The sequence below is a fragment of the Bacillus cereus group sp. MYBK195-1 genome (assembly GCF_051916605.1).
In the GTDB taxonomy this organism is placed as follows: domain Bacteria; phylum Bacillota; class Bacilli; order Bacillales; family Bacillaceae_G; genus Bacillus_A; species Bacillus_A cereus.
Genome location: NZ_JBQAGZ010000003.1, coordinates 479668 through 500601 on the forward strand (window position 1 = coordinate 479668; position 20934 = coordinate 500601).

The following is a 20934-nucleotide window of genomic DNA, read 5'->3' on the forward strand; positions in this document are numbered from 1 at the left end:
AAAACCTCTTTTCACTTCACTTTCAATGCTTTTTCTACGAAAGAATTATCTACAACTTTTTCCGTCTTAATTTCTTTCTTTATAGAACCGAGCTTATATTGAAAATCCGCTGTCTTTTGTTGTTCTGCTATTATTTCCTTCGTTACTGGAACTAAAATTGGTTTGTCGTGATTAAACACTTCTTTTACGATCTTCGCATCTATCTTTTTTACAGAAGTATATACTTTTATTGCTTCATCTAAGTTAGCATCTTGCCATACACGTGCTTTCTCATAAACTTTGAGGAATTTCTCAACTAATTCTGGATGTTCTTTCGCAAATTTTGTTCTCGTAATTAAAAATTCTGGTGAAGAGACATTTAATGTTTCACCGTCTGCAATCACCTTCGCACCTTTATTTAACGTATGTAATGATATGAAAGGGTCCCAAATCGCCCATGCATCTACTGATCCTGATTCGAATGCAGGCTGCGCTTCATCTGGTTGTAATTGAATGACATTTACATCTTTTGAATCAATCCCTTCTTTATCAAGTGCTCGATACAATAAATTAAAAGCACTACTTCCTTTTGCTACTGCAATTTTTTTACCTTTTAACTCTTTTACACTCGCAATTTTGCTATCTTTTTGAACGAGAATTCCAGTTCCTTTTCTCGCATAACTTGTATTGGCGATTTCGGTAAATCCAATACCTGCTGCTTGCGCTGAAATGACTGGAGAATTCCCTACTTCACCAAAGTCTAATCGGTTTGATGCGATTGCTTCAAAATAAGGAGGTCCACTTTGGAACTCTGTCCATTTCACTTTAACTCCTTCTTTTTTAAACTCCTCTTCAAACCACCCCTTTTTCTTTGCTAGTAATAGCGGGCTTAATCCTTGCTGTATACCAATTTGTATTGTTACATCTTCTTTCTTACTACTTGCTGTACTTTTTTCACATCCTAATAAACATACTGATATAGCTAAAACAAAAGAAAGAATTTTTAATTTTTTATACATATAAAATCCCCCTTTTCCTATATACTTGTTTGAATCAACCCTCCATATTCAAACTGCTGTAATACTTTCGTTCGAAGTTGTTGGAACGATTGAGAAGTTTTATTCCGCGGATAAGGCAAATTATTTTCAATCACTTTATGTATTTTCCCTGGTTTTGCACTCATAATGATGATTCGGTTTGAAAGATATATCGCTTCGTCTATATCATGTGTAACGAATATCATTGTTGTTTTCTTATGCTCCCAAATATTTAGCAATACTTCTTGTAAATGACTTCGAGTAAAAGCATCCAGCGCTCCAAAAGGTTCATCAAGTAATAATACATTTGGATCTCTTAATAACGCTCTCGCTATCGCAACACGTTGTGACATCCCGCCTGAAATTTCTTTCGGATACGATTTTTCAAAGCCATCTAACCGAACGATTTCAACCCATTCTCTCACCTTATCTTTCACATACTTATCTTTTAACGACAAATCTGCCGCTATATTTTCTTCAACTGTTAACCATGGAAAAAGCCTATGTTCTTGAAAAATAAAACCTTGTTTCTTGCTCGTTTTTAAGATAGGCTCCCCGTCAATAACAACTTCACCTTCAAAATCATTATCTAGACCTGCAACAATTTTTAGTAATGTACTTTTTCCGCACCCACTCGGACCAATTACTGTAACAAAATCCCCTTTCTCTAATTGAAAATTAATATTCTCTAGCACTTGAACCGTACCAGTTTGTTTCAAAAAATATTTTGATACCCCATCAATTGAAACAGTCATTTCTTCCCCTCCTTAAAATGATTCATATAAATGAACAGATTCAGTATTTGTGCAATAAAAAAACCAAAGGCATTTTATCAACAGATAAAATGCCTTTGGTTTCTCCAATCGGCAATACGTTATGGAATTAAGTACATATTATACAAATATTTCCGATAAGTCAACTAGGTTTTGTCAAAACATACATATGATTCGTTTGAACATTTTTACTGTTGTTTATTTGAACAATATCATTTACTTACTATTTTTTCTGATCTTTAATCTACTGTAACCAATAAGAAAACTCACACGCTAAACGCAGTTGATGGGATTTAATAACTAAGCGACGAAATTTCTACAAAAAAAGAGTAATTTCAAGAAATATGCTACTAACCTTAGATTTATTAAAAAAGTTAGATCGTATAACTTGAGACTACTCATTCCCATTCAAAATATTTATGTAATTAAATTTTATTTCCTCTGCACCCTGGCTGTCTCCAAAACTATTGGTGGCAGCTCTTTTTGAATGATTTCTTTTAATCCATAAAGAGCTTTCCTCACATAACCACCTTCGAAATTCCCTAATGGTTCTGGTAATTCATCTTCATCCAATATGAAGTAGTCTCCATTTGGAAGTACCATAATATCGATGATTAAATCTTCAAAGGAAACCACTTCATCTTTTATTTGTGTGTTTTTTACGATATTAAAATAGGAACCTAAATACTTTCCTTTTATATCTCTCCATACGTATAAATTGTATGGACGATCTTTCCAGTAATATGCGATTGTATAACTTCCTTTTGGGATTGTTAACTTAGTATCATTTGCAGTCATTGTAAATGAATACTGCACCTCGTGAAATAAAACGATACTTTGTGATTGCTTTTCAAGTAATAAGCAATTGTGATCTACTATTGTTGAGTTATACTGGATTTTTCTTTCTATAATTTCAATTTTCGATGTAAGTAACTTATTCATTATTTTGTTTCCCCTTATGCTAGTTCTATCCTCAATTATATCCATTTATATAGCGATAAAGAAGTGTATAGTTTTTTATATAATGATTTATACAAGTACATAATAAAAACTCCTTCTTATTTAGAAAGAGTTTTTATTATGTAACTAACAGCACTATTACTCATGTTTTAACTTTTCCTTAACCGCATCATAAAATTTTCGTTCTTCATCAACATTCAAGTAAACACGACTTACTCTTTTAGAAAAGCCGTATAACAACTGCGCTTTCACTGGCTCTTTTAATGTTATTTCAAAAGTAGCAGGTTCTTTTATGAACTCCATAACAGTTGCATCCAATACCTGTTTCCCTTCTTTTGCCGTTAGCAATTCCCCCTTGTAGAACGCAATACTATCAATTTGTGTAAATGGCATAACAATTTTCTTTCCTAATCCGATTTGAATGATTACTTGTTCTTCTGTTACGACAAGGGGATTTTTGCGCATCGCTTGTATTTCAGCTATAAAATAAATCATCGCGTATACATTTAAAATAAGTAAAATCCATGCTATTACTGGATTCCACTGATGTAGTAAATAATGAAAACCAATGCTTTCAATTATTGTTGCATGAATAATCATGATATACACACCTATAGCACCAGTCTTTTTATGATATGAGTATACAGATTTACCTGTTGGTACTTTTTCACGCCACGATAAAAACGCATAATAGATTAACTTACACTCTGTTAGAATGACATCTACTAACTTACTTCTTTTCATAGTAGCGTCAAACGCTGCATCAATTGCATAAGAAAAGGAATAATTTTCTCTTCTATATTCTTTATATTTTTTTATTATTTTAGGAAGCACTCTAACAATTTTATAGAGAAGGAATAATTCTAGACCTACAAATGCAATTTCAGCCGCAACAATAATATAAGAGATGAATGAAAAAGCTTGTAAATAGTCACTTGGAATAATAAATCTTGCAAAAATATAACCAGCTATTACAACAGGAACTATATACGTTAACGAGTATCTTTTTCGAATAATGAAGAAATACGTGATGATTGGAATGACAAACATGCAATCTAATAATGACCCAAGCACAACTTCTTTCGGCGCAACTGGTACAATTGGAAGGGCATACAATAAATAGTTTGATAGCATAATTAAAGAGACGAGTCCAATCCAAATACCTTTTCGCCTTCGTGATAGTGTAGCCTTCATACGTTCACTCCTTTATTTAAAAACCTCATTTAAATGGTCTTTATAAAATGAAATGGCACGTTCAAATTCTTTTACTTCCTCTACTTTCACGACAGTTTCAAGTAATAATTTCATCGCTGATTCGTGATCGTTTACGTTATATTTTGCTAATGATAAAAATACTTTCATCGGAGCGTTCTCTGGGAATTTTTTCACCCCAGCTTCTAATACTGTAATTGCCTTTTCATATTCACCTATACAACGATATGTACTTCCTAAACCAATATAAGCACCGCAAAGCGATTCGCCATCAAGTCCATTTGCGATTGCCTGCTCATAATACGGAACTGCTTCTGTTTCTAGCCCCATTACATCATGTATCCACGCACACTGATACAGTACTTCTGCATCCTTTGTAAAGTTTGTTAATCCTATAAGCATCTCTTTAGACTGCGCATATTTCTTTTCGTTTCTAAGTTTAATAGCTTGCTTTAATAAATGTTCCATAGAATCCACTCCTCACCAATTATTCTGTGTATAGCTCTTGATTGGTATACGCTTCACATTCGTGTAAAAGTAAAATTCCCACCAATTAAAGTTTCGCTTACTTATTACTATGCGGATTCATTCTCATCTAAAAACTTAATTTTAAAAAGCAGTGACACGATTACATAATAACTCTAAGCTTTTGACAATTTCTTTCGCTGTTTCATCTTTCCCATTACACAACTTCCCTTTACCATCCTGTCCAATTACATAATGCACAGCTCCGCGCGAATATAAAGAATGTGGTGAATTCGCAATCATTACATTCGCCCTTGCTTCTTTCATTCTATTTTTTGCTCTTTCAAACAGTTCTTCTTCATTTAAATCACTTTCAAGTTTAAAACCAACAAGTACTGTTTCTGGGTCCCATTCTTTTATTTGTTTTAATACTTTTGGAGCCTTTTGAAAGTGAATAATCGGTGCTATATCACTTGAAATTTTTCCGTTCATATTAAGAACATTACCATCTTGATCACAAATTTTCTCCACAATCCAATCTGATCCAGCCGCTGCCATAATGACTGCATCAATCTTTTCATGTGATATGATACTTTTCATTTTATCTTGTAAATCAACGATTCCTTCAAATGGATGTAATTCTAACCCTCTATGTACATCACTCGGTTTCTCCGCAAAATAACCGTGTAAATATATAACATGTGCCCCTTTAGCTAGAAGTTCTTCTGCGATTATCCTTCCGATTGTACCTTTGGCCATATTCGTATGCCCGCGTACTTGATCCCATTTTTCTAGACAACCACCGCTCGTAATTAATACCTTTTTCCCCTTCATTGTAACCATCCCTTACTAATTTTTCTTACGAAACCATTCTGTTCCAAAGTCAACTATATCACGTTGTTTCATTAGACGACACGTTGCATTCCCTATCTTCCCATTTTTTACAGTTCCTTTTCGCTCAAACTCCACACCAATTTCTACAAACTTCTCAGATTCGTAATCCATTTCAAAAAACTCTTTCCATACTCTTTCACCATTTTCTATAATAGGTGCTCCTACTTGTATTAACTCACATGCACCAGAACGCACCTCGGATAAATGAACAGACGTATTAGAATCATATCCAACACCAATTAATAATACGTACCCGTCTAAATCATATATTTTTCTTAATGGAGATTCTTCTCCAAAGCTCATTGATAACGAATGGTTCATTGCTATTTCTACTGCATGTTTCCCCCATGCAGCAAAACTTCCTAACGGATGATTACTACGTACTACATTCGGATATGTACGAAAACATTCAACTATTTCACCCATTCCCCTTGTTGGGGTTATACGTGAATCAAATGCTGGGACGTTATCTCGGATAATTTGCCACCAGTCTTCCGGTACAGGTGGTCTTGACCAATGTTTCGGATCGGACAAATCCGAAGATTGCGTTGGCATTATTATCGTTCCTTCTTCCGTAACAACTTTCATTAATGCTTCTACTACAGCAACCGCACCACCAGATATCCACCCGATAGAACTTAGTGATGAATGAACGATAATTGTCATTCCTTTTTCGACTCCTAATGCTTTTAAATCTTTTGTTATTGTTTCGATTGTATTTGGAAATTGTGTACTTGCTACTATTTCATTCATTTTCATATTGGTTCCCCCACTAGCTACGTAAATTTAAACTTTTATATAAATATATTATCATATTTTTCTTAATTTTTAACTTAATCATTTTTCACATCTATAAAAAATAGTAATATTATTACACAAAAAATATTTGAATTATGATATTCAGATTTAAAACACAAAAAGAAAGTGAAGATTTTACATCCCCACCATAAAAAGCTGTTTTATACATAGACGAAAGAGCTCATCACAAATGATGAGCTCTTTGTTTACTTTATCCTTCAATTGTAACCCCAGTAAACATTGATAAGTTTCCCGTTATTTTCTCACCTACACGTAAAAATAAGCCTGCTGCTCTTCCACTTATACAGTGAGAGCCAATTAATAGTTTACCAGTATATGGACCATCCCATGTGTCAATGGTACAGTCAGGCATTTCTATGTATTGCTGGTATATCTTCCTTTGTTCAAAGTAATACTCTGTTTTATCTTCAGCTAATAATTCATCATTTTCGTATATAGATACTCCGCCACCTTCACGACCAAATACAGGTTTTGAAACGTATGATTCATGTCTTTCTAGAAATCGCTTATTTGAAAAATATGTTGGTAGAAAGTATTTATAAATAATGTCTTGCTCTTCTTCTGTAAAGAAAACACTTTCTTCATAAAGCTTCCAAATTAGTGCGAGTACACTTTTGTTTTGCATAACAAACGCGGCTGGCGGATTAATAATTTTCACTCTTTCTTGCGCAATATGATCTAAAAATTGTAAACCAATCCTTTTTCCATTCTTATCAACGTCCGTTACTAAATACTCTATTGGATACAGTCTATATAAATATTTTATTTTTTCTCCACTTGGCGTATATATACCATCTTCCGCAACGACAATGTCTTGTATTCCTACATAGTCCGTTGACTGATTTAAGCAATACGTTCTTAAAAACTGAACCGTTTGACTATCTTCATCGTGCCAATCATAACTAGTAAAATATATCGTCTCTTCAGGGCCTATATGATAGTCATGTTTAATTTGTTCCCATGCCTGCACAATATGCTCTTCTATATGGTTTGGGTGATTTACATCATGATAACGGCATAACACTTCATTTGCGACAGACGGTTCTAAATAGCCTGTTGGCGTATCACAATTTACTTCTATTAATTTTATATCGTCACCATTTACGATAAAATCAAACCTTGTAAAATATGAAAATAAACCATTATGTTTCATTCTCGCCATTTCCCACGCTTCAGCTGGGAATCCAAGTTTTTGAAAATCTTTTGTCGTATTTACAATATATTGATACGTTCTATATAACACATACATGATTTCTTCTGTCGCTTTTGAGATAGCAGTATAAGTTTTTGCTGGCATGCGATACATCCCTGTTGCCATATATTGATTCCATTCTTCATTCTCTAACAGACTAGGCCAAGTGAAACCATTCCTACTAGCCTCTTCTGCAAGTGAAAACCATACTTTCATATACTCTTCTTGCTCTCGTTCTGTATACATTACTCCATTACCCTTTCGTTTTAGGATCCTACTGGCGCTTTTGCGTTTCCAATTCCACTTGAACCAGAGTTTACTTTCGGTGTTGGCGTATTTGTATCTGGTGTTACTTTATTGGATGGATTTGGCTGCTGTTTATTTAAATCTACTTTATTGGAAATATTATTATTACCGTTAGAACCACCAGAATAACCACCGCTACTACCGCCACCTGTTCTACGCTCATCTTTTTCACGATATGGAATAACATTATTTGCATACGGTTTCTTCATTAAATTTGGTTTTGCTGTATAATTCATATTTGAAGTTCTACTCGCTAATAAATATCCTGCTACAAATGGAAGTATTGGTAAATGAGAGTTTTCATGATAAGATGAAAATGACGGATTATTTTCCTTGCATAACTCATCTGTCTCTACATTTTCATTGGTTGGGGCTTTATCATCACAATTTAATGTTTCTTGTTCATTTCTTTGTTTTGCACCATCTGTTTTAACAGCTGTACTTTCTTGCTGAGCAGTTTCTTCTTCATAATCACCACAACCTGTTAATAAAAAAGATGACACCCCTATTGAAGTAGCTATTTTTATAAACTTACTTTTCTCCATTCTCACGTGTTATACACCCATCTTCTTTTATCTATATTTTTCCAGATACCTATATTATATAATGAAATTATTATTTTTTTCAAACTATATTCAATATGTACAATTAGATATTTTCATGCTATTTTTCCATGTAACAATGAAATCTTTCTATCCCTGGATATTTTTCTCCTAAACTTTTAACTTGAAAACCAATTCTTTTATAAAATTCTACCGCCCCATCGTCTGTCTCCGCTTCTATATAAGTCAATTGGTATACTCTTATAATCTCTTTAATCATTTGTAGTGCAATTCCTTTTTGACGATAATCTGGAGCCACTGCTATATGACATATTCGTGCTTTAGTTTCTCCGATTATTTCAATACCTAGACAAGCTTTTTCTTCATATTTGTACAAAGTCCCTTTATTACTTTGATAAAATATTATTGCCTTCTTTAAGCTTATTTCATTTCGACCGACGGCATATTGTAGCACATTTAATATTGAATCTTTTTCAATTTGTTCAACGCGATGTATATTCATACTTTCATCCCTTTCTATGAAAAAAGACTAGCTCTTAATAAAAAGAGCTAATCTCATTACGCCGTTATTTTTTCTTCTTTTTTTACAACGACAGCCACATAACTATGAAGTATCATTCCAATAATAACGAGACTCATACCAATCCAAGATAATGATGACGGAATTGGTGCAGATAACCAGATCAGCTCTCCTACTAGCGCAAATAAAACTTCACCAGACTGCGTCGCTTCCACTGTTGCTAATTTTTGCGGATCATCTTTCACAAGATCTGTTGCAAAGAAAAATAATACTGTCGCGATTAACCCAGAGCTAACTGCTACAATAAAACATTGAAGAACTTGGCTACTTGACGGTAATCCGCCAGTTGATACTTGGTAACCAGATAATAAAAACCAAAATGGTAAGCTTGATAAAGTCATACCGAGTACTCGCTGAAATACATCTAATTCCCCTTTACAAACTTGCATCATTTTTCTATTTCCAAGAGGATACGCAAATGCTGCAATAAGTACAGGAACTACACATAAAACGGTTTCACGAATACCTAATGAAGAAGCATGTTCTACTTGCATGAGAACAACACCGAATAAAATAATGCCCGACATAACTAATTCCTTCATCGGAAGTTTTTTATGTAGTGGATCCACCGCAAAAAATGGTGTTAACAAAATCCCTGCAACGATTGTAATTTGCCATGTTGATGCAACAAGCCAACCTGGTCCGAACGCTCCAGCAAAACTAAGTGGTGCATAAAAGAGACCAAATCCAACGATACTCCACACTAACCATTCTTTCGGATTGTTTTTCATATATTGAAAGAGTTGCTTTAAGTTCCCTCTATACATAACAATAAGTAATAGCATTGGAACCATAAAATAATACCGTAATGATGCACTCCAAATCCAGCTTCCACCTTCTAAGTCCATTGCCCTGTTTAAAACAAAAGTAAAGGCAAAGAAAAAGGATGCCAATATCCCTATAACAATTGCTTTCATTGTAAAACCCCTTGTATTTAATTTTTTATCTCTATGACATATATTTTAGTATACGCGATGAAAAATCTACATTCAAACTTACATTTCACTTTGGGATGATGAAGGAATTGTAGTAGATTTACATGGGAATAAAGTGCATTGGTATGAAATCGAGGCCATTACATATCAAAATTTTCAAGGGTCAAAATCTACTTTAATCTCGCCCCACTATACTCACCATGAAAATATACGCATCCGCTATAAAAGATGGCTACCAACTATTGCACATTCAATTTACTGGTTTTCTATTGAGAAACCAAAAGATTATCATAAAAATTTAATGATAGCTTGGGAAGAAAAGCGAACGAATAAAAACAAACGCCTCCTTTAATTATTATTTAGGGGCGTTCGTTCATTCAAAAATTAAAGAATCTGTAGTTTATATTCTCTGTATAATTTCTTCAATCGACTTATATGGGCTTGATGATACCGATTATGATCTGCTATATGCCATATTCCCCATCTTATTGTCGCAGTTTCCCCTTTTTCATACAAAACTTCCCGCGTTAAATCAGTTTCTGTTAGTTTCATACATTCTTCATAAAACAATTTTTGCACTGCTTCATAATCTTGCATTAACTCTTGCAATGTGTTTTTTCTTAAACTTGGTAATTCTCCTACTTCATTTAACATAGGACCATATTTATTTTCAAATGCTGGCGGAACATCTTCTCCCTTGAAACGATACACCCAATGTAAATCAACAACTGCTAAATGCTGAAGTAACTGCCCAATACTATTTTCATTATTTTCAGACCCTTTATAGGATAGTTCGTTCTCTTCAGTACCTTCGACTAACCTTTGCAATCTATTAAACGTATCAGCAACCGTCGCATACAAAATCGCTACTTGAGGGTCCATATTTCTTTCTAAATAGAGATCTTTCATACAAAACTTCCTCTCTTAAAAGAACAACACCATATGTTCATCATCACTATACACACCATTCATTTTTATAGCCCTTTTTCAATTCCGTATGTTTTAAATCCCATTGATTCATATAATCGTTTGGCTGGTTCGTTCGTTGACACAACCCCTAAATTCAATTGCTCTAGCTTCATCTCTTTTGCCCTTTCAATTGCTTTACGTATTAAATCACGTGCAAGACCACTTCTTCGATTTTCAGTATCTACATACATTGCAACGATATGTCCTTTATGCTTATATGCGTCTTTTTCTTCTGTTAATAAAGTAACTACCCCAACTAAACAATTTTCATTATTAAAAGCACCAAATGTAAAACTACTATTGGATGAAAGATTACTAGCAACTCGTTCAAGAGGATTTTCTTGACGTACTGCTTCTTCATAAGTCGTTATAAATGCTTCTGGATTTACTTGTAATGCTTGTAAACGTAACTCCCAATATTGTTTTGCATCCGCTTTTGTAAGTAATCGAATCATTTTATCTTCCCCTTTTTAATTTACATAATATTTTTATAGGCTACTTTTTGATTCATACTCTTCTTTTAATATACTGTAACGATTGCGATGAATGAACTTCCCCTGTCTCAATCGATCATTTCTCATTAACCCTTCGCATACAAATCCGGCACTTTCATAACTCTTTTTAGCTTTTGTATTATCTTCATCTACACGTAACCAAATTTTCTCCAATTCAAACTGAGAAAAACCTATTTGTAACATGCTGTTTAGAGCTGCCATTCCAAATCCTTTACCCCAATAGTCTTTATTTCCAATCGCAATTCCTAGTTCAGCATTTTTATTTGTTTTATCAAAATTTTTAAGGTCTACCCATCCAATATGTATACCTGCCTCAGTAACGATTGCCCTTTGTTCATAACCATTTTTTCGGCTTATACAAGCTTCAATCCAGTTTCTCGTATCTCCACGAGTGAATGGAGGATATCGATCTGGTACGACTAAATGCTTTATTACATCTCTATCTAATGACCATTGATAGCGATCTTCTACATCATCTAGTGTCAATTCTCTTAATTGAACATATGGTACATTCATTTTTCTCGCCCCTTTTTATTTACCAATAGAAAATCCTTCGAACACTCTTCCACCATACTGTTCTAACGTCTTTTCTATAAAATGAATTAATTCATTTTTCTCTCCCGTTTTATAAAAATGATCAAAAGCGGCTACAAATTTGTTTGCATATTGCTCATCATATCTTCTTAGCACTCTAATAAACCATTTTGAACTCCCAAGCCACTTACCATTTACTCTTAATACATATTCATGTACTAAATCCGCTAATAAATTAGCGATAAACAATTCTTCTTCTCTTTTTGTTGCACCAATAAAGTCATCTAAAGTATCTGTAATAAAATATCGCTTCTGCTTAATCGTTTCTTCGGACCATTTAGCTGGTCCTTTATGTAGTAAATCATTCGCTTCTTTTTTTAATTTCTCAATAATTTCCTTTTCCCCTTTTAATGCAATCCCTTCTGAAACTAATTGTGGTAACGACGGTCTCCCTCGATCACAATCCATTTTGAAAAAGGTTTTATATGTTTCAAAATTATGAACAAACACCTCAACAGGCCATCCATTACTATAGAAAGATTCTCTATAGCAAGAAGTTAAACTTTGGTCAACTATTACAATATCAAGGTCAGATGTTTTTGTCGCTTCTCCTCGTGCAACGCTTCCGCCGAGTAAAGCTACATCACAATTCGGAAATTGTGATGTAATTATGTTTTGTGCTGCTTCAATTGGTTTCATAACTGTTCCTCTTTTCTTATTTCACTTTCTTTTTTCAGCTCTTTCTCTCGCTTTTTTTATATAGCTTTCTGCATCTGGTGTTTTACATGACGTTGCACCGTGATCAACCTCTACTTTTCCAATTTCACGTGCAATTTCAATCGCTTGTCGCTCTAAGTCTTCATTGCGAATTCCTATTGCGATTAAAGCACTATTCATCGCTTCTTTTTTTCTATTTTTTTCATTATGTATATTTTCTTTAATCTCTTCTAAGTACGGAGAGAAGAAATCATCATGTAACGTTTTATTTTTAATCGCTATATTTGCTAATAAAGACCAGCCAGCTCTTCCAATCCATTCATCATTAGACTTTGTCCACTCTTCCATTCTTTCTATTGCAATTGGCGAAGTACATATAGATTTCATAAGAACATCCATTAAACAGTAATAATCAACATTCTGAATCCAACTATTAAGCTGTTCTGTCGCTATTTTTTTCGGATCTAAAATATAAGTTGCTAATGTCATTGCGTCCATATTGTTCGTTTCCCACAATCCAACTGCTAAATCGTGATCTTTTTTTATCTTCTTTTTTAACAATTTTAAATTCGCAAAACTAACTCCAAATAGCGGCTCTTTCGCTCCGTGGTTTTTATACGTTTTTCGATTTTGTTCTGTTCCATATTCCTCTAGTTGCCGCATTACTTCCTCAAGTAGCATATACCCACCTCTTTATCTTTTATGTTGACTGTATATATGTATGTACGATATATTCTACATTACTTTTTGGTTTTCCTATATTTATTTTGAAAGTACGGTATGTGAAATTTCTAAACATCGCACAGCTACACCATCAAAAAACTGTATGTTTAACATGTACAGTTTTTTGATGGTAACAATTTTCCGTAGAATAAAATATTTTGTTTTTCGTCCGCTTCTTGTAAATATTTATTAATCATTCCAAGTGCTGCCCTATCCTTAATTGATCCTGTAGGGTTATGCCATTCACATTTAGCATAGATAGAAAGGTTCTTCGTTTCTTCGCATTCTAATTTAATGAGAGGTGTATTCCCGACATTTTTAGAAAACTCATACAAATGTTTTAATGTCATACTTCTATACCTCCTGCATAAATGATATTGATTACATTTATTCTTAACCAAAATACTTTCTACAATTTAATAACTCTCTTAACTAAATCTTCTTATATAAAAATCCCTACAAACGCTGTAGGGATTTATGTCTAAATCATTTTGTTACACTCTATTTCATATGAAAATAGTTTCCTTATTCAGATGCATTCATAAGCACAATTCTCCAACCATCTGGATCCTCTATTGTGGTTCCTTTCTCTATCCAATACGGGTTTTCTGGTTCCACCTCATGATAGCCCATATTACTTAATCGATTCACTATCTTTTCAATTTCATCTTTATTAGGCATATAAAAAACTAGTAAATTATCTTTTGTCGGTGCCGGACATGGACTTCCATTAACATGTGTAGTAAACTCCAAATGATACTCTTCATCTGGTAATCCAAACATAACCCCGTCATATCCTTCGTGATTTTGAAATTCCCCTATACGTTTTAGTCCTAATCCTGTTTCATAAAAACTGATCACTTCTTCAAATTTATCTGTTGGTCTTGCAATTCTAAATCGAACCCAATTCTTCATGCAAATCTCCTCCTTTTCATTTTTCAAAGCTTTATAGTAATTAGTATAAGTTACATATATTCCCTTTAACATCCCTCATTAGTGTGAGCTTCCTAAGTTGAAAGACCTATTAGTTAATAAACAATAGGACTTTAGTATAATTTGCTATTTTGCATTGTTTCTAATGTTATCCATGACTGCCCAATTTGATTAACATATGGCCTTTCCTCATTACAAATTTTACAGCGAGAAGGTGCTTATTCATTTTCGGGATACTGTACTCCACATGTAGTGCAAATATAATTATTCATATTCCCGCTCCTTTTTTCATGTAATTGTTTCTTTATCAATATTTTAATAAAAATCAAAAATATTCGAATCAATAATTGGAACGAAAACGAAGTGATACGAAAGTATGATTTGGTGATTGAAAGTTTAAATAATAAAGTTTAAATTCATTCTATTTTTCAAAACTGCAATTGATATAAAATCTTGCATACTTTTGAGTAAACTTTTTTACACTTGTAAAAAAGTTTTTTTGCATTTCCCTACCTATAATTGCTAATATAGTAGAGTAGAACTTTTATAGAGAGAAGGAAAATTATGCACAATGGAATTCGAATGACAACTTTAGTAAAAAGGGCTATGTTAGTTTGTGCGGGGGTATTATTCACATACGAAGTGGCTTTTGGATCAGTACATACTGCTCTAGCTAGTACAGAGGATGAAGCAAAATCTGTTCAACTTGTAAGTGAGATTCAAACATCTCTTGCTCCGAAAGAAGCTCCAAAACATTATAACGGGCAAGTTAGAAAAGTCGCTTATTTAACATTTGATGATGGTCCTGGAAAATACACAGCTGAGCTTTTAGATATGTTAAAGAAAGAAAATGCAAAAGCAACATTCTTCCTAATTGGTTCAAACGTAAAAGCTTTCCCTGATCTTGTAAAACGCGAAGATGCTGAAGGCCACTACGTTGGGATGCACAGTATGACTCATAACTACAAGAAACTTTACACTGAAGGTCATTACGTAGATGAAATGAAGGAAGACCAAGGCTTAATCGCTGGTGTTTTAGGTAAATCACCAGTATTAACTCGTCCATCTTACGGCTCTATGCCAGGATTAAACGAAGCTCTTCGCAACAAAGTTGTAGAAAATGGCTTAAAAGTTTGGGATTGGACAATTGATTCTTTAGACTGGAAATATAACAAAATGCAAGTTGATGCTGCATCTGCTAAAATTGTAGAAAACGTTCTAGCTCATTCTACAAATCCAACAGAAGTTATCCTTATGCATGATATTCATCCACAATCAGTAAAAGCAGTACCTGGAATTATTAAAGGACTGAAAGAAAAAGGATATGAATTAGAAGCGTATAATGAGAACGAACACTTCCCATTAAACTTCTGGCATGATAATCGTATATAATGAAAAGACTTGATTCCCTCTAGTAGGTTATCAAGTCTTTTTTATCGTTTTTAGAATTTCCTTATAGAGAAAACCTATACACGCTTGCACCATATCAATAGTATACGTCCCTTTCCTTTTATCAAATAAATTTAACTTTGAAATATCACATGCTATCTTTAACCTAGTTTAAATAAGTAGATGTTATATAATCGTATTTATAGTGCAAACTGAAGAAGCTTGGAATCAATTTAAGAAAGAAACGCGATAAGTAAAAAACTACAAAAGCGACTTATTCAAAATAAAAACATACATATCAGAATACAGTCAAAAAAGGATTGAATATACAATTTCAATCCTTTTTTTATATTATCAACACTTTAGCACATATTACTCTTAAGGAGTGATATGTATATGGATTTTCTTTCATCTGAATATTTGTCTGCCTTGCTTGCCATTATTGTAATCGATTTAGTGTTAGCCGGAGATAACGCCATTGTAATTGGATTAGCAGCAAGAAGATTACCGAAAGACCAACAAAAGAAAGTTATCATTTGGGGAACCATTGGAGCAATCGCTATTAGGGCCCTCGCTACCTTAGTTGTCGTTTGGTTATTAAAAATACCTGGATTACTCCTAATTGGTGGTGTACTTCTTATTTGGATCGCTTACAAGCTGATCGCTGAGGGCAAAAATCATGATATTAAAGCCGAAGAAGGATTTTGGTCTGCTATTAAAACCATTATTATTGCTGATGCGTTAATGGGCATTGATAATGTACTCGCTGTTGCAGGAGCTGCCCATGGTAACTTTTCTTTAGTAATCATCGGACTATTAGTGTCTATTCCAGTAGTCGTATGGGGCAGTACATTAATTTTAAAATGGGTGGATCGTTTTCCTGTCATCATTACGATCGGAGCAGCCGTTTTAGCTTATACTGCCGCGAAAATGATTGTAGATGAGAAGTGGTTCGCTGGATTTTTCGAAAGTAACCCTTTCGTTAAATGGGCATTTATCATTATTATCATCGTCGGTGTAGTTTTCTTCGGAAAGGCAAAACAAAAAGCAACAGCTGGTTCTGTCTCATAATGATGGTATATTTACAAATAAAAGGCGCTATTCATATGAATAGCGCCTTTTATTATTTAGCTTCCCCTTCCGGAGTCGTTTTTACCTTTGTTTTGTTTTTATCACGGTTGTTATAGTTATACTTCGAACGATCTACTGGAGTGAATCCTTCCGGTGTGTAGAATCGTAATAAGTCACCATTTACGACTTGGTCAGAGTATTTTAGTGAGTTTTGAACCATTTGTTCATTTTTCTTTATTTCATCTGTAAATTCTACAGGTTTTCCAGTAGTTGTATCATAGTATTTGCCGTTTAGTGCAGTAACTGTTGGGCTTACGTAGTTACCGTTACGGAACGCAACGACTTGTTTATGATCTGGTGATAATAAATCAGAACCGAATTGAACATAATTCTTTGTATCTGTACCTAGTAAGTGTAATAGCGTTGGAAGAACGTCAATTTCACCACCATATTGATGTTGTACGCCACCTTTCACTCCTGGTACACGAACGATTAATGGTACACGTTGTAACTGTGCATTTTCAAATGAGTTCATTTCTTTACCCATTACTTTTGACATTGCTGCGTTATGATTATCTGAAATGCCGTAATGGTCTCCGTACATAACAATAATTGAGTTATCATATAAACCAGATTGTTTCAAGTAATCGATGAAGCCTTTTACAGATTCGTCTAAATAGCGTGCTGTTTGGAAGTACGTATCTACTGATGAATCACCTGTTGTTGCTGGTTCAATCGTTGCTTCTGCCTTATCGATTGGATAAGGGAAATGGTTTGATAACGTAATAAACTTCGTATAGAACGGTTGTTTCAACGTTTGTAATAATGGAATAGATTCATTAAAGAACGGTTTATCTTTTAATCCGTAGTTTACTACGTCTTTTTCATTCATATCGTAGTATGACGCATCAAAGAATTTATTAAAACCAAATGATTTATAAATATCATCACGGTTCCAGAATGTTTTGTAGTTACCGTGGAATACTGCTGATGTGTATCCTTGTTGTCCTAAAATAGCTGGTGCTGATTGATACGTATTATGAGATTTCGTTGTAAAGACAGAACCTTGCGGTAAACCAAACATTGAATTCTCTAACATAAACTCCGCATCAGATGTTTTCCCTTGTCCTGTTTGATGGAAGAAGTTATCAAAATAAAGTGTATTCGCATCTTTTGTAAATGAGTTTAAGAACGGTGTAACTTCTTGACCATTTAATTTGTAATCAATTAAGAAGTTTTGGAATGACTCTAAATGAATGTAAATTACGTTCATTCCCTTTCCTTTACCGAAATACTCAGGATTTGGACTTGCATAAGTTGATGTTAAATAATTTCGTACTTCTGTCATATTATCACCATCAGCTAATGCTCGTTCTGTCGATGCTTTCGCACTTTGAATTCCATCATAAATTGTGTAGTTGTATGCACCTAAATATTTCACAATATAATTACGGTCAAACGTTCTTGTTAATAATTCAGGACGGTCAGACTCTGCAAGACCTAAGTTAACACTGAATAATAAAATACCTGCTACAAATACTAGAGATAATTTATGCTTCGCAACACGAATTGGTTTTGGATTTGCAAATTTTGTTGCGACTAACACAATTAATATAATCGTGTCTAAGAAGTATAATGGATCATAAAGATGTAGCAATGCAAGAATACTACCACCTAAATCTCCAAAGTTATTCGTTTGTGTTAATGTCGGGAACGTAATAAAGTCACTGAAAAAGCGATAGTATACTACGTTTGCGTATAAAAGAATCGACAATAACAAATTAATGATAATTAACCAAATATAAGATCGTTTCCCTTTTGCAAATAATGCTAGTCCTAAAAATAGAACTGCTGAACTAAGCGGGTTAAAAAACAGCAAGAATTTTTGGATTGTGTTTGAAATTCCTAAATTGAATTCTGTTACATAAGCTGCATATGTTTTGAGCCACAATAAAATAACGGCAAACAGAAAGAATCCAAAATGATTGCTTAACACACTTTTGCTCTTTAATAAGAACTGTTTCATTTCTCCACCTCTTTTGATCATCCAAGGCTTATTTTTTTATAAGTCTGTCTCTCTATTCAAATTTTCTTCTTCAAATAGATTATCTTTATTTAACTATATGAAGAATATTAGTAATTATAATTTGAAGCTAGTATTTATTCAACTATTTCTTTCTAGACATTTTGACCTTGGTTTCTATTTAACAAAATAAATTTGTAACATTTCCTGTTTTCTCCCAAGATTCATCCACTAATTATGACACCCCATACTATATACCTTTATAAACTCATTCGCAAACTATTCTATCTCCAAATTTGGTACATATTTCACATGACAAAATAATACGATTTGATTATATTACTCCACTTACATTTCCCTTCTTCAACTAACTCTTTAAATCTTAAAGTCATTACATCCCTTCCATACATGAAAGAATTCTCCTGTTCATTAATATTATATTTGAATAATTATTCATTTGACCGACCAGCGATGTTACATTTTCTCGACAAAAAAACTCGCTCTAAAAAGAGCGAGTTTTTTCATTATATATTATTGACCTTTGTACATTGCATCTACTTGTTTTTGAAGTTCCTCATTTTCTAAGAACTCATCATAAGTAGCCTCTTTATCGATTACACCGTTTGGTGTTACTTCGATAATGCGGTTTGCAATTGTTTGCACGAACTGATGGTCATGAGATGTGAATAAGATTGTACCTTTGAATGCAATTAAACCGTTGTTTAATGCTGTAATTGACTCAAGGTCTAAGTGGTTCGTTGGATCGTCAAGTGTGATTACGTTCGCACCACTTAACATCATTTTAGATAACATACAACGAACTTTTTCGCCTCCAGATAATACAGAAACGTTCTTCTTAACTTCTTCACCTGAGAATAACATACGGCCTAAGAAACCACGTAAGAAGCTTTCAGACTCATCTTGTGGAGAGAATTGACGTAACCATTCAACTAAGTTGTAATCACTGTTCTCAAAGTACTTAGAGTTATCTCTTGGGAAGTAAGATTGAGAGGTTGTAACACCCCATTTGAATGAACCGCTATCCGGCTCCATTTCACCCATAAGAATTTTAAATAATGTTGTCATCGCAATATCGTTACGGCCGATAAATGCAACTTTATCACCTTTATTTAAAGTGAAGTACACATTATCTAACACTTTTTCACCATCAATTGTTTTAGAAAGACCTTCAACAGTTAATAAGTCATTTCCTACTTCACGCTCAGGTGTGAAGCCAACGAATGGGTAACGACGTGATGACGGTCTAATATCATCTAATGTAATTTTGTCTAATAATTTTTTACGAGAAGTTGCTTGTTTCGCTTTAGAAGCATTTGAACTAAAGCGTGCAATGAAGTTTTGTAACTCTTTTACTTTCTCTTCTTTTTTCTTATTAGCATCTTGTGTTAATTTTAAAGCTAATTGGCTTGACTCATACCAGAAGTCATAGTTACCAACATAAAGTTGAATTTTACCGAAATCAAGGTCAGCCATGTGCGTACATACTTTATTTAAGAAGTGACGGTCATGGGATACTACGATAACTGTGTTTTCAAAGTTCATTAAGAAGTTTTCTAACCATTGAATCGCTTTTAAGTCCAAGTGGTTGGTAGGCTCATCTAATAATAGAATGTCAGGTTGACCGAATAAAGCTTGAGCAAGTAATACTTTTACTTTCTCTGCCCCAGTTAATTCTGACAATTTCTTATCATGAAGGTCTTCACCAATACCTAAACCTTTAAGAAGAATTGCAGCTTCTGACTCAGCTTCCCAACCGTTAAGCTCAGCGAACTCACCTTCAAGTTCAGCAGCGCGCATTCCATCTTCATCACTAAAGTCTTCTTTCATGTAAATAGCATTTTTCTCTTGCATTACTTTGTAAAGTTGCGTGTGACCCATAATTACTGTTTCTAATACTGGGAACTCTTCATATTCGAAGTGGTTCTGTTTTAATACTGCTAGACGCTCACCTGGCGTAATATGTATGTCACCTGTTGATGGTTCAATTTCTCCAGATAAAATCTTTAGGAATGTAGATTTACCAGCACCGTTTGCTCCGATTAAACCGTAGCAGTTACCTGGCGTGAATTTTATGTTAACATCTTCAAATAATTTGCGATCCGCGAAACGCAAACTAACGTTACTTACTGTAATCATTTGTGTCCTCCTACTAATACCGCTTATTTCAGCGTTTTCTCACCGATTGTCTTAAAAAATCGCATATTACGACTCAATTATTGTAGACTATAGCTATTATATAGTAGAAGCTGGATGAATAGCAACGGTTGATTACCTTTCTACAATGAAATCGGATAGTTTTTGTCCATTCCCCTAGCTATTGTATG

20 protein-coding genes and 2 pseudogenes are annotated in these 20934 nt (G+C 33.8%); 2 read left to right on the forward strand and 20 right to left on the reverse strand.

Going from position 1 to position 20934, the window contains the following annotated elements:
• Window positions 1–11 precede the first annotated feature (11 nt).
• The 18 genes and pseudogenes from ACTFRY_RS18330 to ACTFRY_RS18415 form a co-directional block, all read right to left on the reverse strand.
• Window positions 12–998 (reverse strand): aliphatic sulfonate ABC transporter substrate-binding protein, encoded by a 987-nt coding sequence (locus ACTFRY_RS18330; RefSeq protein ID WP_098616661.1) that lies wholly within the window; start codon window positions 996–998, stop codon window positions 12–14.
• Window positions 999–1015: 17 nt separating this feature from the next.
• Window positions 1016–1771 carry an ABC transporter ATP-binding protein gene (locus ACTFRY_RS18335; protein WP_016118093.1) on the reverse strand — a complete coding sequence of 252 codons (756 nt, stop codon included), beginning with the start codon at window positions 1769–1771 and terminating at the stop codon, window positions 1016–1018.
• A gap of 450 nt (window positions 1772–2221) precedes the next feature.
• Entirely contained in the window at window positions 2222–2731 is a 510-nt protein-coding gene (locus ACTFRY_RS18340) for a DUF402 domain-containing protein (RefSeq protein ID WP_098616662.1), read from the reverse strand.
• A gap of 156 nt (window positions 2732–2887) precedes the next feature.
• Window positions 2888–3943, reverse strand: a complete 1056-nt coding sequence (locus ACTFRY_RS18345) for a hypothetical protein (RefSeq protein WP_086392514.1) — start codon at window positions 3941–3943, stop codon at window positions 2888–2890.
• Between the two features lie 12 nt (window positions 3944–3955).
• Window positions 3956–4429: a tetratricopeptide repeat protein gene (locus tag ACTFRY_RS18350; RefSeq protein ID WP_000400636.1), complete on the reverse strand. Its 474-nt coding sequence runs from the start codon at window positions 4427–4429 to the stop codon at window positions 3956–3958.
• A gap of 141 nt (window positions 4430–4570) precedes the next feature.
• On the reverse strand, window positions 4571–5260 hold the full coding sequence (locus ACTFRY_RS18355; RefSeq protein WP_000676724.1) for a phosphopantothenoylcysteine decarboxylase domain-containing protein: 690 nt from the start codon (window positions 5258–5260) through the stop codon (window positions 4571–4573).
• Between the two features lie 15 nt (window positions 5261–5275).
• Window positions 5276–6079: an aminoglycoside N(3)-acetyltransferase gene (locus tag ACTFRY_RS18360; protein WP_098616663.1), complete on the reverse strand. Its 804-nt coding sequence runs from the start codon at window positions 6077–6079 to the stop codon at window positions 5276–5278.
• A 250-nt stretch (window positions 6080–6329) separates the two neighbouring features.
• Window positions 6330–7577, reverse strand: a complete 1248-nt coding sequence (locus tag ACTFRY_RS18365; RefSeq protein ID WP_016118096.1) for a glutathionylspermidine synthase family protein — start codon at window positions 7575–7577, stop codon at window positions 6330–6332.
• A 20-nt stretch (window positions 7578–7597) separates the two neighbouring features.
• Window positions 7598–8188, reverse strand: coding sequence for a hypothetical protein (locus tag ACTFRY_RS18370; protein ID WP_044797268.1), 591 nt, complete (start codon window positions 8186–8188; stop codon window positions 7598–7600).
• 112 nt (window positions 8189–8300) lie between these two features.
• Window positions 8301–8702 (reverse strand): GNAT family N-acetyltransferase, encoded by a 402-nt coding sequence (locus tag ACTFRY_RS18375; protein ID WP_044797269.1) that lies wholly within the window; start codon window positions 8700–8702, stop codon window positions 8301–8303.
• Between the two features lie 56 nt (window positions 8703–8758).
• The gene (locus ACTFRY_RS18380; RefSeq protein ID WP_016118097.1) at window positions 8759–9697 is read right to left on the reverse strand and encodes a DMT family transporter; all 939 of its coding nucleotides are present in this window, start codon (window positions 9695–9697) and stop codon (window positions 8759–8761) included.
• A 402-nt stretch (window positions 9698–10099) separates the two neighbouring features.
• Complete coding sequence (locus tag ACTFRY_RS18385; protein WP_044797270.1) at window positions 10100–10624, reverse strand: DinB family protein; 525 nt, start codon at window positions 10622–10624, stop codon at window positions 10100–10102.
• A 15-nt stretch (window positions 10625–10639) separates the two neighbouring features.
• Window positions 10640–11139, reverse strand: a pseudogene (locus ACTFRY_RS18390) (N-acetyltransferase family protein).
• 33 nt (window positions 11140–11172) lie between these two features.
• Window positions 11173–11715: a GNAT family N-acetyltransferase gene (locus ACTFRY_RS18395; RefSeq protein WP_098616664.1), complete on the reverse strand. Its 543-nt coding sequence runs from the start codon at window positions 11713–11715 to the stop codon at window positions 11173–11175.
• Between the two features lie 15 nt (window positions 11716–11730).
• Window positions 11731–12432 (reverse strand): nucleotidyltransferase domain-containing protein, encoded by a 702-nt coding sequence (locus ACTFRY_RS18400; protein WP_044797273.1) that lies wholly within the window; start codon window positions 12430–12432, stop codon window positions 11731–11733.
• Between the two features lie 21 nt (window positions 12433–12453).
• A complete protein-coding gene (locus tag ACTFRY_RS18405; RefSeq protein WP_016118099.1) occupies window positions 12454–13131 on the reverse strand; it encodes a DNA alkylation repair protein in 678 nt (225 codons plus the stop codon).
• A gap of 152 nt (window positions 13132–13283) precedes the next feature.
• A pseudogene (locus tag ACTFRY_RS18410) lies at window positions 13284–13523 on the reverse strand (pyridoxal-phosphate dependent enzyme); the annotation flags it as partial.
• Window positions 13524–13698: 175 nt separating this feature from the next.
• Window positions 13699–14088 (reverse strand): VOC family protein, encoded by a 390-nt coding sequence (locus ACTFRY_RS18415; RefSeq protein WP_000800682.1) that lies wholly within the window; start codon window positions 14086–14088, stop codon window positions 13699–13701.
• A 582-nt stretch (window positions 14089–14670) separates the two neighbouring features.
• Between ACTFRY_RS18415 and ACTFRY_RS18420 the strand changes: the two genes are divergently transcribed.
• Together ACTFRY_RS18420 and ACTFRY_RS18425 are read left to right on the forward strand one after the other, a co-directional pair.
• Window positions 14671–15498: a peptidoglycan-N-acetylglucosamine deacetylase gene (locus ACTFRY_RS18420; RefSeq protein ID WP_098616665.1), complete on the forward strand. Its 828-nt coding sequence runs from the start codon at window positions 14671–14673 to the stop codon at window positions 15496–15498.
• Window positions 15499–15891: 393 nt separating this feature from the next.
• Window positions 15892–16566, forward strand: coding sequence for a TerC family protein (locus tag ACTFRY_RS18425; protein WP_000346955.1), 675 nt, complete (start codon window positions 15892–15894; stop codon window positions 16564–16566).
• Window positions 16567–16618: 52 nt separating this feature from the next.
• Here ACTFRY_RS18425 and ACTFRY_RS18430 read toward each other — a convergent pair whose 3' ends face one another.
• Window positions 16619–18592, reverse strand: coding sequence for an LTA synthase family protein (locus tag ACTFRY_RS18430; RefSeq protein WP_000808770.1), 1974 nt, complete (start codon window positions 18590–18592; stop codon window positions 16619–16621).
• A 528-nt stretch (window positions 18593–19120) separates the two neighbouring features.
• Window positions 19121–20746, reverse strand: a complete 1626-nt coding sequence (locus ACTFRY_RS18435; RefSeq protein WP_000633864.1) for an ABC-F family ATP-binding cassette domain-containing protein — start codon at window positions 20744–20746, stop codon at window positions 19121–19123.
• Window positions 20747–20934 lie beyond the last annotated feature (188 nt).